This window comes from Parablautia muri (genome assembly GCF_009917485.1).
GTDB classification, from domain to species: Bacteria; Bacillota; Clostridia; order Lachnospirales; family Lachnospiraceae; genus Suilimivivens; species Suilimivivens muri.
Genome location: NZ_QZDT01000052.1, coordinates 1 through 18,236, shown reverse-complemented (window position 1 = coordinate 18,236; position 18,236 = coordinate 1). Strand labels below are relative to the sequence as shown.

Annotated in this window: 15 protein-coding genes and 1 pseudogene; 15 read left to right on the top strand and 1 reads right to left on the bottom strand. The window is 44.5% G+C overall.

Annotation, left to right across the window (positions count from 1 at the left end; all coding sequences use genetic code 11):
* Window positions 1–135: 135 nt before the first annotated feature.
* Window positions 136–2,022: a tyrosine-type recombinase/integrase gene (locus D5281_RS20015; RefSeq protein WP_160561829.1), complete on the bottom strand. Its 1,887-nt coding sequence runs from the start codon at window positions 2,020–2,022 to the stop codon at window positions 136–138.
* 1,416 nt (window positions 2,023–3,438) lie between these two features.
* Between D5281_RS20015 and D5281_RS27330 the strand changes: the two are divergent.
* The 15 genes and pseudogenes from D5281_RS27330 to D5281_RS19935 form a co-directional block, all read left to right on the top strand.
* Window positions 3,439–5,618 (top strand): annotated as a pseudogene (locus D5281_RS27330) (YodL domain-containing protein); the annotation flags it as partial.
* Window positions 5,619–5,622: 4 nt separating this feature from the next.
* On the top strand, window positions 5,623–5,850 hold the full coding sequence (locus tag D5281_RS19995) for a transposon-transfer assisting family protein (protein WP_160561825.1): 228 nt from the start codon (window positions 5,623–5,625) through the stop codon (window positions 5,848–5,850).
* Between the two features lie 190 nt (window positions 5,851–6,040).
* Window positions 6,041–6,862, top strand: a complete 822-nt coding sequence (locus D5281_RS19990; protein WP_160561824.1) for a hypothetical protein — start codon at window positions 6,041–6,043, stop codon at window positions 6,860–6,862.
* A gap of 44 nt (window positions 6,863–6,906) precedes the next feature.
* Window positions 6,907–7,140: an FMN-binding protein gene (locus tag D5281_RS19985; protein ID WP_330585181.1), complete on the top strand. Its 234-nt coding sequence runs from the start codon at window positions 6,907–6,909 to the stop codon at window positions 7,138–7,140.
* Window positions 7,141–7,178: 38 nt separating this feature from the next.
* Window positions 7,179–7,853 carry a response regulator transcription factor gene (locus D5281_RS19980; RefSeq protein WP_160561823.1) on the top strand — a complete coding sequence of 225 codons (675 nt, stop codon included), beginning with the start codon at window positions 7,179–7,181 and terminating at the stop codon, window positions 7,851–7,853.
* Window positions 7,854–7,867: 14 nt separating this feature from the next.
* Entirely contained in the window at window positions 7,868–9,121 is a 1,254-nt protein-coding gene (locus tag D5281_RS19975; RefSeq protein ID WP_160561822.1) for a HAMP domain-containing sensor histidine kinase, read from the top strand.
* Window positions 9,122–9,201: 80 nt separating this feature from the next.
* Window positions 9,202–9,345, top strand: coding sequence for a WxxxWxxW domain-containing protein (locus D5281_RS26030; protein ID WP_277935488.1), 144 nt, complete (start codon window positions 9,202–9,204; stop codon window positions 9,343–9,345).
* A gap of 99 nt (window positions 9,346–9,444) precedes the next feature.
* Window positions 9,445–9,897: a GNAT family N-acetyltransferase gene (locus tag D5281_RS19970; RefSeq protein ID WP_277935487.1), complete on the top strand. Its 453-nt coding sequence runs from the start codon at window positions 9,445–9,447 to the stop codon at window positions 9,895–9,897.
* Window positions 9,898–9,927: 30 nt separating this feature from the next.
* Window positions 9,928–10,458 (top strand): dihydrofolate reductase family protein, encoded by a 531-nt coding sequence (locus D5281_RS19965; protein ID WP_160561820.1) that lies wholly within the window; start codon window positions 9,928–9,930, stop codon window positions 10,456–10,458.
* A gap of 208 nt (window positions 10,459–10,666) precedes the next feature.
* Window positions 10,667–11,704 carry a hypothetical protein gene (locus D5281_RS19960; protein WP_160561819.1) on the top strand — a complete coding sequence of 346 codons (1,038 nt, stop codon included), beginning with the start codon at window positions 10,667–10,669 and terminating at the stop codon, window positions 11,702–11,704.
* Between the two features lie 2 nt (window positions 11,705–11,706).
* Window positions 11,707–12,966, top strand: coding sequence for a hypothetical protein (locus tag D5281_RS19955; RefSeq protein WP_160561818.1), 1,260 nt, complete (start codon window positions 11,707–11,709; stop codon window positions 12,964–12,966).
* A gap of 6 nt (window positions 12,967–12,972) precedes the next feature.
* Window positions 12,973–13,866 carry an ABC transporter ATP-binding protein gene (locus tag D5281_RS19950; RefSeq protein WP_160561817.1) on the top strand — a complete coding sequence of 298 codons (894 nt, stop codon included), beginning with the start codon at window positions 12,973–12,975 and terminating at the stop codon, window positions 13,864–13,866.
* Between the two features lie 88 nt (window positions 13,867–13,954).
* Window positions 13,955–15,196, top strand: coding sequence for an ABC transporter permease (locus D5281_RS19945; RefSeq protein ID WP_160561816.1), 1,242 nt, complete (start codon window positions 13,955–13,957; stop codon window positions 15,194–15,196).
* Window positions 15,172–17,181 (top strand): ABC transporter permease, encoded by a 2,010-nt coding sequence (locus tag D5281_RS19940; protein WP_160561815.1) that lies wholly within the window; start codon window positions 15,172–15,174, stop codon window positions 17,179–17,181. The genes D5281_RS19945 and D5281_RS19940 overlap by 25 nt, the downstream gene beginning before the upstream one ends.
* A gap of 89 nt (window positions 17,182–17,270) precedes the next feature.
* Window positions 17,271–17,756 carry an N-acetylmuramoyl-L-alanine amidase family protein gene (locus D5281_RS19935; protein WP_277935492.1) on the top strand — a complete coding sequence of 162 codons (486 nt, stop codon included), beginning with the start codon at window positions 17,271–17,273 and terminating at the stop codon, window positions 17,754–17,756.
* The last annotated feature ends 480 nt before the right edge of the window (window positions 17,757–18,236 follow it).

Here is an 18,236-nt window from a genome sequence, read left to right as displayed (position 1 = left end):
AGAATGAGAGGAATTCCGTTGTAGTCGGCATTCGTGGAAATGTGTATAACTGGCTATTTTATGGAATTGTGGATAACTCTGTTTGCAGCACATGGGAAAGCTGCTCTTTAGCTTTTCCATGTGCTGCAAACAGAGTTATCCATGATTCCATAGCCAGTTATGCACATTTCCACAATGCTTGTCTTTTGGTCTTTGGTTCGGAATAGTGTGGTGCTGGCGGTCTATATCTTGTTTTCGGTTGCTTGCTTCTTTACCATACATGAGCATTCTTGTGGCAAATGTCTTCCGTGTCATATGGAAGCCCTGGCCAGCGGATAGTTCAAATCCATATTTGGCAAGTATTCTTTTTAAAGCCCCACGGCACGCCGTTGTGACTTTAAGCGGAATATATGGCGCCTGATGGCGGATAAATATATATCCGCTGCCTGCGGCAGCCGATTCCGGATGTCCATTCATGATGTATTTATATACAGAATTACCTACATCTGTTGGGACTGGAAGCGTGATTGCTTTTCCTGTTTTCTGCTGGACGAAGGAAACCGTTTTGTTTTTCCAGTCAAAGTCATTTACCTGAAGCTTTAGGATGTCTGCTCCCCTGATGCCCATCCGAAGCCCGAGCATAACCATAGCTGTGTCCCTGAGTTCTATGGGAGTGGATGCTTTCTCACGGTATTCATATATTTTCCCAACCATATCATCGCTCAGGACATCAACGATGCCGCAACGGGGAGCGCAGCTTGCGGATACTGCAAAAACAAGGGTTGGCGGAACCAGATCCGGGCCAGCCATGTAACGCAGAAGCTGGCGGAGCTTTGCCCTATATGCATTTTTGCTTTCCGGGGTCGAGTGGACATCATGGTTACGGAATGCTTTCACTGCATCAGGTGTTATGGACGCCGGATGATCTATCCCATTATCTTCAAGATATTTGAAGAAACTGCATCCGGCAACTCTGCACATAGTAAGTGTACTATCAGCCATCCCATCCCGCCTGCGGCTCTCTATAAAACCATCAAGGATGCTTTTGCTCCATGGCGGCAGATGATCGGACGCACGCTCTGCGTCAGCAGACATATTAGATTCCATTGTTCCCTGGAGATACTTTTCAAACATTCTGATCGTGTGTGAACGGCGGGCTGATACAGGATTGCTGCCTTTGGCCTGATCCGGAAGCATATTTGTCCATAGGGTTACAGTTTCTGCCGAATGCTCCAGGCGGTTAAGTTCCAAAAACATAAAATACCACGTGAAATCATTGCGGTAAACAGCTTTTAATGATTCCATGTATTTCCAATCGTTCAAAGCGTCAAGATAATCTTCCGCTTTATGTTCAAGGGATACACTGGGATGGAATGCGGCGCCTGTTTTGGAAAGCCTCATGCCAGGCAGTATTTCAGCGTTTCCGCCAAAAAGAACCAGCTGATAACACTCCGGCACATCACCCTGGAGGTGAAGGTATTTCATAAGAGCCGTCATAGCGCATACGGCGTTCTGGCGTCTGACGGGAGAGCCGCAGGATTTGCAGTAAGTATTCCAGTATTCGATAAGAGTATCTATGGTGACTGCTTCCGGCTCTGTAATTCCAAGGGAAGTCGCAAGCCTGAAAAACTCTTTTGTGGCAACGGAATACGTATGGTAATAGCTGGGGTTCTGGTTTGCCGCATAGTATTCCTCCAGTTCATATGCCAGGCGGAAAAAAGATTCCGACATCCCGCTCCAGCAGAAAAAACTGTCTTCTGAGCGGCAAAAAGGACTTTCGATATCTCCAAAGAGCAGGTAATGCTCAAGGCGGAACAGAGCATTTCTATATTGGGAACACGTCTCATAGGAAATTTCCTGTTTCTTAATCTCAAGCCAGTCCAGCGCGGCATCCATTGAAAAAGGAATGCCCTTATCCATCAGGTGTTTGAAGAACGTGGTGTAACAGGTTCTGTGCATGTCTATATTTTTACATGCGCTGTCTGGCGGCTGCCTCATCATATTGAGGACTGATGAAACAGCATCTAAATAGTTTATTTGCATATCAAATGCGCTCCTTTCCGGCTTCCCATTCGAGGGGAAAACCTGAGAATAGCGTATCTGATAATGCTCATCTTTTGTACAAGAAAGTGAGGATTTATGGGAAATAATATTAAAAATCAACATTATAAAAACATGGGTATAAGGCTTCAAATGGATACATTAACATTTGAAGCCGAGAGCATCGCCTACACGGTATGCCAGCACTTCGGCATAGATACATCGGAGTATTCTTTTGGGTATATTGCCGGGTGGTCATCAGGACGTGACATGAAAGAATTGAAATCTTCCCTTGACACAATCCGTAGGACGGCATCGGAGCTTATCACGGGGATTGAGGGGCAGCTTCAGGAATTGCGGCGTGACCGGGAACTGATGCAGGATATGTCCATAAATGGACAGGAGAAAGAGAGCCTTTTGCTGATACAGAACAGCGATCTGTCCGAGTACAGCCTTGTGAATGTCCGGGGTATGGATGCGGCGGAGCTTGTGGAAGCCCTGTCCGCCATGAATGATAATGACAGGCTGAGCGCTGCCGCATACCTGGAGACCAGGGGCGCATGGACGACGGAGATCGCCAACCAGGATACAAAAGAGTTCGGGAAATACCATTTGGATGTCCGGTATAATACCGACACAAACGAAGTCATTGACATAAAGGCGGAAATGGAACTGAACGAGAGGGCAAAAGAGCCTATCGGTGCGGACGATGTGATTTTGAAAATTACACATTCGCACGGTTTTGAGGTGGAGCGCATTACCAATAAGACACCGGAGGGAGTGCAGGAGATCATGGCTGCGCTTACAAAGCTGGAAGATAAGAACACGCAAAATATCCGTGACTGTCTGAAAAGCTGTGGGGCCGACTATATCCCTGTTATTGTGGGCGGCGGCAGAAATTCCGGTATGCCGCAGTTTAATGACTTTGAGATTGACCTGGTAAAAAAAGAGATAACCATGATGCGCCACCTTTCCCCGGCAAAACAGGCGGAGGGTATCATCAACCGGTTAGAGTTTGCTAGGACCGCTTTTTCCGATGATGAGCGCAACCTTATCGTGAATTATGCCTTTAAGCTGAATGACATGGAAAAGACAAGGGAGCTTGCGGAGCATATCTATTATGAGGAAGCGGAAGGCAGCCAGGGAGCCGCCCTTGCGGTCATTGACGCACAGGCAGAGATTGACGCACTCCCTGACCCGATGATCGGCTTATGGGAGATGGAGGAATACGGCTATACATGGGGCGAAATGCTGCCGCTGACGCAAGAGAGGGCATTGGAACTTTTTGACCATGACCTGCCCGTATACCTGCTCCATGAGGACGGTTCAGAAACCTTGATACAGGGCAGGGAGCAGGTTACAGAATATGGGGGTATCTTCGGCATTGAAAAAGCGGATTGGGAGAATGAAAAGAGCCTGCGGGCGTTGCAGGAGGAACTTGCGGAAGGCCGGGCAAGTATGGAAGCACAGCTTTTATATGGGGATTCTGATAAGTATGGCATTTATCAGTTAAAAGATATTCCCGAAATGCGGCAGTTCCAGTTTGCCGGCACGGAATCTTTAAAACGCAGGGGAATTATAAAAGACAATCTCGATGCCATTAAGCCTGAGAATTACAACCTGGTTTATGTGGGCGAACTTTCCGGGCTGCAAGGGCGGACGCAGAGCGCAACACTGGAAGCGGTCTATGAGAAATTCAATATAGACCACCCGGCAGATTATAAGGGGCATTCCCTTTCTGTCAGCGATATTGTAGTGCTGCATGAGGACGGGAAGAACAGCGCACACTTTGTAGATTCATTCGGCTTTACCGGGCTTCCTGATTTCATGCGGGAACTGGAAGGCGTGGAAGAACGGGAAAAGGGAGAAACAGAGCCGGAAGCACGACAGGAGGAAGCACAGGACATTTCTGGACATGATGTCCAGAAGTCGGAGCCGGCATTTGAGGATTTGGAGGATGAGGACGAGATCATTGACCGTGGAGATGAAAAAGACCAGGTGCTTGCGCAGATGAAGAAATCCTTAAAAGGGGAACAGGAAACAGAGCTTGCTTTCCAGGTAGCAGACCGCTTCATCAGTATTCAGGAGGTTGACGGGGGCTATGATTATTCCATTATGGGAGTTGATTATAAGGAGATAGACGGGGCGTATATGATAATCCGGATGTCAGTATCAGAGAAGCCCTTGACGTCATTCTGACGGATTTGAAAGAAAATCCTTTTGACAACGGCACAAGGGGAAATATCCGTGATAACGATGAGCTGATACCGATTGATTATGATGGATTGATGGAAAAAGTGGAAGCGGCAAACGCAATCGAACCGCAGGCACAGGGAACTGTGGTGGAAAATTTTAAGGCAAAGACCAATGAGCTGTTCCATGAGATCAGTGAAATGAACCCGGCAGAGATTGAAGAAACTGTAAAATGCCATGTGCAGGCGCAGTTGGACGAATCCGGCATTGATGCGGAGATTGTGGACGTGGCAGTAGTGGGGAGCCGCTGCCGGGGATTGGAACAGGAAGGCTCTGACCTTGACGTGGTGGAGCTTTCCACAAGTGAGCGTGAAGATGTCATGTTTGATACATTCAATGGGGATGCGTTCCATATCGGTGGTGTGAAAGTGGATATTAACCCGATCACCGCACAGCGGACGGGAACGCTTGAAACCTATCTCCCGCAGGTGGAGGACTATTTGGAGGGAGTGCGTGAAGCCAGGGAGAAAGCGTCTGTAACTTTACCCCAGGAGCCGGCAGAACCGGAAGTGACGCTGACCGTTGCGGAATGTGGCGAGTTCCACAATCTGGGCGAGTTTTATGAGAATATCCCTACCGTGGAGGAAGCTGTGGCAATCTGGAAACAGATACCGCCGGAGCGCATGAACGGAATCCCCGCAATCGGTATAAATATCCATACGCCGGGAACGGAAGTATTCGAGGATGTGGGGATGGATATTTTGTCCGGGAACAGGATTGACCTTGACATTTTAGAGTATATCCCTGACATAAAGGGGAATCCCCAGGCGATGGGAATGATTGCGGAGCTTGTGGCGAAGCTGCCGGAAATGGAGATAGACGGACATCTAGGCGAGGAAATGGAAGCAAAGGTATGGGAGAAGCGTATGCCCGATCTGACACCTGCAGAATAGCTTGCGGTGGAGATTGACCGTTTTATCTACGGTTATGACACAGCCCTCTACCATGACAATAACCAGAGCATGACGGAGAATGTATCAGAGATTGCGGAAGCCTTGAAACAGAGAGATACCCGTGACATGGCATTGTGGTTTGCCGACATAGCTGCGGACGGAACGGAACCGGAGGAGAGAAAGCGGGCTATGGAGTTTCTTGGAAAGCTGGCGGAGTACAAGCCCCTTGCCAAGAACGAGGAAATGGAAGAACAGAATTACAACATGGTGGATAATGTGCTGAATAACGGCGCAGGGGAGAAAGCGCAGAAAGAGGAAAACAAAAAGGCACAGGGCATGCCGCCAGCCGCAAAACCGTCCTTAAAAGCCTGCCTTGCGGAGAAAAAGGCGCAGGTGGCAGGACAGGGCAGGGAGCAGGAAGAAAACATAAAAAATAAGCAGAGGGAGATGTAAGGATATGGATACAAGGTTTACCGTGGAAGAAAGCAATTTAATCTGCGTATTTGCAAGTGAAAGCAAGGCTTTCACTTTGGAAAGCAGGAGCGAGGTCATAGAGGATATTGAGCGGGCTTTGCCGTATCTGGAGGATACGGATATGCTGGAGCTGTCCGGCAGGGTGATCGGAAAACTGCGGGATATGGCAGATGAAGAATTTGAACAGCTTGAATTGACGGAAGCAGAATAAAGCAAAGAAAGAACAGGTTTTCCTTACCCGGTTTCCACACGGGCAGGGGGAGCCTGTTTTTTATTCATGACAATTGTATGCGCCAACCGGGGCAGCATATCCGGCATAAAGAATTTCTAAAATAACCCACAGCTATCTTTGAAGTTTTGACGGTTCACTGTATAATAGTGCAGGAACGGAGGAATCTGCGATGTCAAAGAAGAAAAACCGCCCGCATGGGCATTACTGTAAAATATGCGGCGAATACAAGGCAAATGAGAAGTTTTCCGGGAAAGGTCACGCAGCCTATATCTGCAAAGCCTGTTCCCGTTTAAGTGCTGCGGAGAAAGCGGCGGCAATGGATATAAACAGGCTGATGAATTTCCCGATGCATCGGCTTTCAGAGGGCGAGAAGAAATGGCTGAAAGCCAAAATGAAAGATGACTGCCCGGAAGTGGCGGACACGGCCAGGGAGATTTATAATGTATGCTTTCCCCATGCGGAGCGCAATGCCATGAAAAAGCAGCTTGTCATCAATACATTGTCTTTTGAAGTGCATACGGAGGTTTACGATGGGTACGGCGATATGGAAATGGCTGACTGCCGTTTTACCATTGACCGGAAAAGCCGTGTCCTTACAATGACGGATTTTCAAGCAGAGGGCAGGGAGCAGTCTGTCACGTTGGAGGGCGGTCAGATGGCGAAGCTGCTGCGGTATATCGTGCATACACTGGAGATTTTTATGTGGGAGCAGGATTATTGCCTGAACCCTGATGAGGAAGATTATGACCCGTTTCTTGAGGGGGAAGAAGGCTTTTTCATGGAAGATTTGGAGGAAGGATTTGAAGTACAGCTCCCAAAGGAGCCGGAGGGCAGTCCGTCATGGCGGGTGCAGGTGGAGTACACGAACCATACAGAGCAGGATATTTGTAGTTATAACGATTGCCTGCCAGACAGTCCAGAGGAATTGTATCTTTCACTGTTGGAATATTTTGAGCCGGAGGATGAAGTCTTTTCACCTTTGAAGATATAAATATTTCTGATATTCCTGACGGAGTTTATGTTGGTGAATATGACGTGGATTTTATATATGCCAAAGCGGAAGTTACCGTGCAAAATGGAGAAATCACAAATATTAACATTTTGGAGCACAGGCATGAACGTGGAAAGACCGCAGAAGTTATCACTGACAGTATAATTGATGAACAGAAAATAGATGTAGACGCAATATCAGGCGCAACAAATTCAAGCACTGTCATAAAAAAAGCGGTTGAGAACGCTCTGAAAAGCAAGAAATTGACCACTTTTTGACTTTTTGATCGTATCATATTCTGGGAGAGGAGGTTACTATGGCATACAAAATACTCATTGTTGATGATGAAAAAATGCTGACAGAGTTATTGTCAAGTCACTTACAGAAGTGTGGATATGAGACTTTAGTAGCGGAAAATGCGGAGCAGACAATATCCATGCTGAATGTCTATCCGGATTTGATTCTGCTTGACATCAATATGCCGGAAATAGACGGATTGGAGTTATGTAAAATGATCCGTCAGAATGTCGTCTGCCCCATTTTGTTTCTGACAGCCCGGATTACGGAACAGGACAAAATAAACGGCCTGCAGGTTGGCGGTGATGATTACATAACCAAGCCGTTCAGCCTGAAAGAGTTGACCGCAAGAGTGGCGGCTCACCTGCGAAGGGATGAACGAAGCAAGTGTACGCCTAAAATCGTTTCTTCTCAGGGCTTGATTGTAAATCTTGCGGAACGTACCATTTTTTATGGGGAAAAGCCGCTGAACCTGTCAAACCGTGAGTTTGATATTGTGGAGTTTCTGATGCGTAACGCCAATCAGATATTCGACAGGGAGCGGATTTATGAAGCCGTGTGGGGGATGAATGCCGAAGGAGATAGTGGAGTTATAAAAGAGCATATCCGAAAGATCAGGAATAAACTGAAGGAAGCTACGGGCAGGGAATATATCGAAACAGTCTGGGGGATGGGTTACAGATGGAAAAAATGAGGAAACCCGGATCAATGAAAAGAGCTTTTATCTGTGCGGTAGCTGCTACAATGTTTCTTGTTTTTGCGGCATCTGTCCTGACAATTTATGGATGCTACCGTATACAAAAAGTGATACTTCCCGATTCTCAGGAAGTTTGGCTGAATACCCGGACGGTCACAGCGGACGGGAGGATATTAGAGGGAGGGCAGAGGGTTATCCTTGACGAACCTGCCCAGGTGGGTATGCTTGTTCCTACCGGAGTGGATGTAACTTTGGAGAATACGGAATTCATAATAGAGAAAATTGAGTCTGGCTTCTCAACGCTTCGCCCAAAGCAAAAGTTCGTATACAGAATGGCAGGCATTTCTATGATGTTGTTTCCTTTTGTCTATTCCATTACAGGTATCATGCTGTGCGCATGGTGGTTTTACAGGAAAGAACTGTCACCGCCCATTCAGGTTCTTGCCGATGCAACAAAACATATCCGGGAGCAAGACCTTGATTTTACGGTTGATTATAACAGGAATGATGAATTAGGAAGGCTCTGCACCGCTTTTGAAGAAATGCGGCAGGCGCTCTATGATAATAACCGTCAGCTATGGAACATGATTGAGCAGCGCAGAATCCTGCAGGCGTCAGTGGCACATGACTTAAGAAATCCCATTTCGATTGTTGAAGGATATGTGGAATATATGCAGCAATGCCTGGCAGATGGAAATCTGAATGACGAAGAATTACGGCATACACTGTCTAATCTTGCGGTAACGGCAAAACGGCTTGAACATTATACAGATTATATCCGTGACCTGAATGCCATTGAAGAAACGGAAACAAAGTATTCCGTAGTTCAGTTACCGGACTTTTTAAGAAGAACTACGGAAAGTCTTTCGTTCCTTGCAGAACAACATAGCTTGGAGATTGCATACCATTCTGCCATATCCGAATGTCAGGTGAAATTAGACGAGCAGATCTTTTACCGTATTGTCGAGAATATCTTTTCTAATGCCATTCGATATGCCAAAAGCAAGGTGAATTTTGGGTACTCCCTTACCGATGGTATGCTTATGATAACCATATCAGACGATGGCAAAGGTTTTTCAAGGGCAATGCTCCGTAAAAAGAACACCTTTCTTTATTCTGAGGATAAAACGGGAGAGCATATGGGCCTGGGATTGGCTACAAGCCGTGTCCTTAGCCAGAAACACGGCGGAAGTTTAGAACTTTCAAATATTGCTTCTGGTGGAGCTTGTGTAACAATTAAACTTGCAGTCCACAAAATGAATTGATCTTTTTATTTATTAAAAGATTTGGAGCAAAAAAGTGATTGACAAAGAGGCAAATCAAGGTTTATTTTGGAGAAATTAAAATGGATAAGAAAAAAATAATGAATTGGGTAATGGCAATCATAATAGCTATCGGATATTTAACAATAAGTATTGTGTTTGATGCGTGGACATTTTCTTGGATTATATGGGTAATTTATGCGATTTATAGATTTGTTGCAAAATAGATAAATCGGGATTTGAAAGGAATTTGTGGAGGTAAGAGTGAAAGAATTTGATAGAACATTCACAACTTGTTTGTGCCTTGGAATGGTATGGTGAAAAATATGAAAGAATATACTTATGTTAATTTAAGACAAAAACCCGAATTAATAGAAGACGCAGCGGCATGGTTTCATGATAAATGGGAAGTACCACAAGAAGCTTATCTTGAATGTATGAAAGCCTATCTCAATAATGAAACAGAATATGGTTGGTATCTTTGTTTAGACAGCGGGAGCATTGTAGGCGGTCTTGGTGTGATTGAAAATGATTTTCATGATAGGAAAGACCTTGCGCCAAATGTATGTGCGGTATATACAGAAAAGGAATATCGTTGTCAAGGAATTGCGGGACAATTACTTAATACTGTTGTGAAGGATATGAAGTCCAAAGGAATTACTCCTATTTATTTGATTACAGAACATACAAGTTTTTACGAAAGATATGGCTGGGAATTTTTGTGTATGGTTCAAGGGGATAATGAGCCTGATATGACAAAAATGTATATCCATAGATAAAATCCATTTTATGATTCGAAAGGAGAATTTATGAAAAAAGTTAGTCTGTTTATAGCAATGAGCCTTGACGGATATATTGCAGACAGTAAAGGTAGCGTGAGTTGGCTGGCCGGACAGGGCAACGATGATGATAACATTGACTCATATTCGAAATTTGTGAATGATATTGATACTATAATAATGGGCTGGAACACCTATTGTCAAATTGTCACTGAACTTTCACCGGATGAATGGGTCTATCATGATTTTACAACCTATGTTGTAACACACAACCCCAAAATATCTTCCGATAAAATTCATTTTACCAATGAAAGCCCCGTTGAGCTGGTAAAAAAACTACGAGAAGAAAATGGAAAAGGTATTTGGATATGTGGTGGTGCAAACCTAATCCAGCAGTTAGTAAAAAAGGATGTCATTGACTGTTATTATATTACTGTGATTCCAACGATTTTGGGTTCGGGCATTCGGCTTTTCGAAAAGGCTGACCATGAAATTAAGTTGAAGCTGCTCAAAACACAATCGTATAATGGTATGACGGATTTAATCTATATAAAAAGATAAATTCAAATTTATCGACCAACATAAATATATAAGAGTAAGACACATAAGACGTAGAACCAGCAGGCTTGTGAGAAATCACAGTTTGTTGGCTCTTTTTATGTAAAAAACTAAGCTGTTTCTCCATAAACTTTTTTCTATTCCTTGACCACATTTTGACTTTTGGTTTTTATAATGAAAGTCGAATCAAAAACAAGTAGGAGGATAGACGATGCGAAAGCGATTCTTATCATTAGCTATGATTTTTGTTTTGCCCTTTGCTGTGGCGGCCTGCGGGAATTATAACATTGCGGACGAGAATGCCCCGCCGCAAAATGTAGAAGAAGACCCATTCGCCGGGGCGCAGGAGGACGGAGATTTAGGGTTTCTCAGCCATGGGGAAGCCAGTCCCGCCAGAGCGGATGACCAGAGTGTTTTGCCGTATGAGTATCATGGCGGAGAATTTGTCCTGGACTATCAGTTTGTGTCAGAAGGAAAATTGGACAGCATTGGCTTCCTGCTTTTTTTGGACGGAAAGCCGCAAGCCTACAAGGTGAACGACACGGGGGCAGAATACGAGTATCTCCACTGCTTCCGGACATCAGAAAAGCATGAGGAGAAATTTTCTTTTGTGTTCACACCGGACACAGGGAAAAAAGGCGATACCCTGAATATGACAGTTGTGAGCGTCACCAGGCCCGATTTCCAGCCTGATATGAAAGAAACCTCAAGCTATGGCTGGTATCATCAAAGCTTTGAAAGAGTGCTGAAACTGCATTTTAATGAGGATGCTCCGGAAAGTGACAGTATTTATGGAGAAAGTATAACTGCTTTTCGTGATGTCAGCATTTCAGAGGAAAAAGTTACTTCCTCTTTTATTGAGAATGAGCTTGTGAAAGCAGGATGGGATGGCGTTACGATGGATACTCTGGATAACAGTGTTTATTGGACGATGACCCATGATGGCGAGGTGGTGTATGACAATATCAACCTTACCGGGAAAGATACGCTTACCGTGCGCTACACCCTTTGTGGAACGCCAGGCGCAAGATACGGCATATCATTTTTCTTAAACCATAAGCCTATATCTTTTGATGGAGTGGTTTCCTGTGATGTCACATTAAGCAAAGGAAATGTGTGGATTATTGAGGCAACCATAGATACCGATAAGCTGGATGGCTTCAATACTTTTTATGCGACAGCCGTTGCAGCGGACGAAAATTCAGTTACAAGTAAAACAGGTTCAATTTTATTATACAAGGAGGACTAGAAATGAAAACAAAATGGATATGTATGATACTTATGCTTGCTTTGGCGCTTAATCTGTCGGCCTGCGGGAACAGACAGGAGAATGGAAACAGCTCTGAAAATGGAATCATAAACATTGAGCCGCAATCCGTAGAAGATGATTCATCGGAAAATACCGGAAATGAAAGCAGCGAAATGAACGTGATCGATCTGCAGGATAACGGTACAGATAAAAATATTATGTCGGTCAGCACGGTTAAGGATTCCGCTTTTTCAGGAAAGGTCAGCGGCTGCTATTATGCCGGTGGAAACCGGATTATCGTTGCGGCGGATAAACTTTATCTTTATGATATGGGGACAGGCGAAACAATCGGGAGTGCGGATATTTCCATGGAAGATTTATGCGTACAGACCTTTACAGACGGCTACTTTGTTGTGGGCCAGGGAAAGGCTGGCGGCGGCAACGGTTCATTTGCTGCATCAGAAAGCGATGGTATCAATGGATACATACTGAATAAGGACTTTGCTGTTCAGGATACCGTTTCCTTTAGTGGATTATTAAGTGACGATTTTATTGTACAGATCACAGGGATCGCTGTTTCGCAGGACGGAAAACAGGTTGCTTTCGGCGGTCTTCAGGGGCTTTACCTTTATGATATTTCTTCCCGGAAGGTTCGTACCATTCTGAACTATTCCGAAGAAGGCACGGCAGGTAATATGCAGATTGCAACCATGGACAGCCTTACCTTTACGGGGAACAACACATTAGTCTATGTAGGCATGGCTACAGATACCTCCATTGGCGGGGATGGAGTCAGTGTTTATGGTACAGTATCCACAGACAGCGCAAATCTCACGATTACCAAAACGGGGGATTACAAGATAGATACGGAAGAAGTGCAAAAGGGCGGAAACCTGCTTATTATGCCCCAGAGCTTTGACAAAAATAATGGAACCCTGCTGATGCTTGATACCATATCCAATACAGAAAATACGATGTCGTTCTCAAGCCGCAGTGAGGGAAAAGATGGTGTTTACTGCTCCGGGCAGGGAAAATATGTGGCTACTGCTATTTTGGAGGAAAGCAGTGTTACAATCAACATTTATGATACGGCATCGGGAAAAAGTATCCATACGGAAACCGTTCAGGACAGCAACAGTACCTATTTTCTGCGTGTTCCACAGATTTTGATTTTGGATGAATCCGGCACCTGTATCGTTGTGCTTGGACGGGGTATTGACGAGGTAAGCACCTTGATAACAACCTTTGGCTTTGTGGGGTAATTCCTGATGAAAATATCATTACGAAATGTTTCAAAGCAGTATAAGGGCAGGGGTGCCTTGGGCAAGTATGCCAAAGGCATATATGCCTTAAAGGATTTTACCACGGAACTTACGGAGGGTGTCTATGGGCTTTTGGGCGCTAACGGTGCGGGAAAGACGACACTGATCAATATATTTGTGGGTATTTTGGGAAGCGATAGCGGAACGGTTTTGATTGACGGACAGGATGCAGGAACTTTGGGTAAGGACTTCCTGTCAAAAATCGGATATATGCCGCAATATCCTATCTTCTACCGGGATTTTACAGTGATGGATTTTCTGCTGTATATGTGTGCGCTGAAAGGAATCCCTGATAAGCAGGGAAAAAAACGGGTTTTGGAGCTTCTGGGCATTGTCAATCTTTCAGATGCTAAAGAGAAAAAGATAGGTGCCCTTTCCGGTGGTATGCGGCAGAGGGTCGGCATTGTCCAGGCGATGCTGGGCGATCCTGAAATTCTTATTTTGGATGAGCCGACAGCAGGGCTTGATCCCAGTGAACGTATCCGTTTCCGCAACCTGATCTCAAAATTCGCGCAGGGGCGGACAATTTTGCTGGCCACCCATATCGTTTCCGATGTGGAGTGTATCGCAAAGGAGATTATGATCTTAAAGGAAGGCTCCTTAATAACCCAGGGAACTATCGACACATTAGAACAGAATATCTATGGGAAAGTGTGGGAGGTGACAGTAAACGGGGAAGACGCTGCCAGACTTGGAAACCAATATTATGTCAGCAATATGAAACAGAAGGGGGAACGCTTTTTAGTAAGAATCGTAAGCGATATGCTGCCTGCTTCAGACGCAGTAAAGGTTTCCCCTAACCTGGAAGATGTATTTCTGTATTACTTCCGTGGGCAATGAGCCAAGCGGACATGCTTGCATGTCCATTTGGCGAATGCCGCGAGAGTCGCAAGACCCTCCGTGGGCAATGAGTTAAGGGAGAGATAACATGACACGCTTAATCAAATATGAATTTTACAAATTATTCTGCAAGCGGTCAATACTTGTTGTACTCATATTGTTCAGTGTAGTGAACCTGTTCAAGATAAACAGCGAATTCCACTCGTATTCCTACCTGGCGGACGGAAATGACAGCCGCAGTTGGAACAGTGTGTATTGGCAGCTTTATGAGGATTACAGAGGGGAGATTACTGCTGAAAAAATCAATCATCTTCTTTCCATATATCAGCCGTTAGCAGACGCTACGGCTGATATGACAGCAAGTACAGCCAAAGACAATCCGGATATGATGACGGGAAATATATACAGTGACCGGAATATCCTGGAAAAATACTATGTGGAGCCTATGGAATATTTCTATCATTATCGGACTTATGCGCTTCAAGTGGCAGAGAGAGCAAAAGAAAATGCCGATGTTTACAAAGAACGGGGGCAGACTTATGAAGCACGTAAAAACAGTGTGATCTATCACCTTTATTCCGGGCGGGGCATAAAAGCCTTTGCCTATGAGGAAATGTATAACTATTATCTGAACTATGATTTTTCGGGCATATTGGTTTTGCTTCTTTGTCTGTACGGGGTTGTCAGTACCTTTGTCTGCGAAAAGGAAACACAGATGGATATGCTGCTGCTGACAAATCCGGGCGGTGGTAAAAAGACCACATTTGCTAAAATTACTGCGGTTTCTTTGTTTGTGACGAGTGTGGCCATATGGTTTTCTGTTGTGGATTATATTGGCTTTGTGTATTTCTTCGGAACGGCGGAAGGAGGAAATCTTCCGCTGTATGCTGTCAGCAATTTCAGCACGGCTGCGGTAAACTGTAATTTGTGGCAATACGCGATTCTGTCCGCAGTGATAAGGGCAGTCGGCGTATGGACGATGAGCATGGTGTTTCTATTGATTTCCTTGTTTGGGCGTAATGCTCTTGTTCCGTTTGTCGCTGATTTTGGAGCAGCCCTGTGTTTCATTATTACAGGTGCATCGCAGAGCTGTTTCAGCAATGCCTGGCTCAAGATTATAAACCCATATTCGCTGCTTGCTAACCGCATACTATTTGGCAAGACCGAGTTTATTGGTTTTGCAGGATATCCGGTACAGAGTTTCCAGGCAGCAATTATTTTTGCCATAACCGTAGGGGTGGTTTCCATAACGGCAATGATGATGCTTTCTAAAAGGAACTCCTATTGCCGGGAAAGGAGGATAAAATGTCTGGATTTATGTACGAAGTAAAAAAGATCATGCTCTGTCAAAGGGGGCTGTTCTATATTGCCCTTGTCCTGCTCTTTGGCACGGTCTGGACTGTCTTGTCCGACAACCCTGTAGACATAGCGATGGAGCAGTATAAAAATGAATATGAATGGTATCTGGAAAAGGTAAACGGATACTGCACCGAGGAATCTTCTCTTTATCTGGAGCAGGAGGCGGAGCGGATTGCAAAAGCGAAGGAGAGGCAGAACAGCCTTTTGGAGAATTACTATGACGGGAAGATCAGTGAAAGTGAATACAAAAAAGAGAGCCGGGAAATAGAGAAGGTTCTGGAGCGTCAAAATGGATTTGAAGTCATCTATCAGCAGTATCTCTATATCTGCGAAAATGTGGGGAACCGCTGTTTCCTACAGACAAATGGATGGATGGGGCTTCTTGGCAAAGGTACGCTTAATTTCATTCTCTTCCTTGGCATTTTGCTGATTGTTACGCCTGTTTTCTGTTCTGAGTACAGCTGCCAGATGGACACCCTGATCCTGACTGCAAGGGAGGGGCGAAAAAGCGCCCTGTATAAGCTGCTCATTACTACCACGGTTGTTCTTTTCCTGTCGCTTTGCATTTCGCTTATTGAATACGGGTTTTACAGATTCAAATACGGACTGCCGGATGGGGATTATCCGATTCAGAGTATCCGTTACTTTGCGGACAGCAGCAAGAGTATGTCGCTGTTGGAGGGATATGTATGGATAGGGCTGCTCCGGATGTTTGGCGGTGTGTTTCTTACGATACTACTGATGTTCATTTCCGTTTTGGCAAAAAAGTATGCGGTCACCCTGCTTTCAGGTGCGGTGTCCGTGATTATTCCCTATATAGGCTTATCGAAAACCAGCATTTACCGTCTGCCGCTGCCGCTGCCGTTTCTGCTTGGAACAGACTTTTTTGCAGGGGACATTGTTATGAGCGATGCCCTGACGGGTGATGAGAAAATTATTTTTGCGGAGGTTGGCACGGTTACGCTGTTGACCCTGCTCTTTGTATCCGTGCTTTTGTGTACTTTGGCTGTTGTCTGGATTTTACGGCGCAATTCTAACAGATGGCTGATGAGATCAGGGCAAAAGAAGCGTGGGGCGGCTTTCGTTGTCATGTTTGGCTTGGCATTGGCAGTGACGGGATGTGCAGGCCGTGGAAAAACGGGAAGCGTTGTCTATAATTCATCGGCAGGCTATGACTGTATGGGATATGAAATCATACGGGATGCAGGGAATTTTGATTATTCTCTCAAAAATACTTCCACGGGGAAAACATATCCTTTAGCACGTTCCCCTATGTTTGGGGTATTTTCTGATGAAGAAGAAATATGTGCGTATTATGTGTGTCCGCCATATCTGTATTACACCACATCGGTTATGGAAAGCTATGTCAACCGGGTGGGAAACTATAACAGTAATATAACGAAAGTGTCGGTTGTAGAGTTGAATCTGAATACCTTTGAGGAAAAAACAATCTTTGAGCAGATGACTAATTCCGGGCGTTCTCTTTTGGGCATTGACTATGAAACGGGGGATAAATGGAAGTTCCTGGATTTTCACCACGCCTTTTTCCTGAATGACGATAACCTGTTTTTCATTGGCAATAATGGCATAACAAAAGTAAACCGGTATACCAGAAAAACTGTAAAGCTCGACATTCCTGCAAACGGAAATATTTCATTCGATGGGGAAAGCATCTTTTACAAAAATGAACAGGGGGTTTTAACAAGATATGACGTTTCCAGTAATGAAACTTACACTTATGAAAATATAGTTGCATATGATTTCTGTATGGATGAGCAGTCAATCTATTATGTTTCCAGGACGGACGGCGGAGGCTTGTATTCCTGCGGCAAGGACGGGAATAATAAGGAATTGATCAGTCATATACCTGCAATGTCCGTTACCTGTGATACAGGCAATATTTATGTGTTATCAAAAGAAAGTGGTGAGGAAATCGCTTTGCCAAAAAGCCATTGATTTATTCCGGATTGAGGAACAAATGCGGCAATGAACAGGAAACAATACGGAAAGAGGAAAAAACTCAGGAAGAGAAAGATTAAGTGGTTATGATTGCGTATCTGCTGGGGACGAACGTCATACTGATACCAATTATAATGATGATATTTATGGTTTACGGATGTTTTTACATATACGAGAGATTTACAAAAGAAGATGAAAAGGTAAATAAATACACGGATATATACACAGATAGAAACGCAGGCAACGATGTTGCCCCTGTTGCTTCAACAGAGAATAATGCCCCAGGGTTTTGTGTTGTCGTGGATGCAGGACATGTAGGAAGTGACGGAGGTACTGTCAGCGGCAAAGCAGTAGAAAAGGATATTAACCTTTCGGTTGCGCTGAAACTGAAAGCTATTCTGGAGAATGACAATATAGAAGTTATTCTGACCAGAAGCTCCGATGAAAATATGAGCCTTGCAGATCGTACTTCTGTTGCAAATGACTCCAATGCAGATTTTTTTATTAGTCTTCATTGCAATTACTATGAGAAGGATGCCCAGGTGGCTATATGCAGTAGGGAGGGGAAGTAATCTATACTTCGATTTCACGATAGATTACGCTCAGGCACTGGCTTTTCGCAGGGCAAATGGTGATTATCTGTGAGAAAGGCAATGGAAAGACCTCATTGTTGAAGTGTATATAATTTAAATAGGGAATCCCGTCTTTTATAAGGCGGGATTTTCTGGTATACTGGCTATGTATATAGGTGATATGCAATTTTGGGAAAGTATATGAGAGAATGTGGTGAAGTAAAGATGTCTAAAATTGATTTTTGGAATGATATAGAGTGAATATTATCCCCCTTGGGAGCCACCAGTTTCCCGCTTCAGAGCCACCGGAAATGGTATTTTCCACCTTCAGAGCTACCACAACATATTGTGGCAGCACACATATTGGATTTCACTATAAATCTCCTTATAGTTATTCTTGGAGAACTGGTGATGCAGTATCACCAAATAATCTATAGGGAGGTCTTTTTATGTTTAAGAAGACAAAAGTCAGAAGTATTC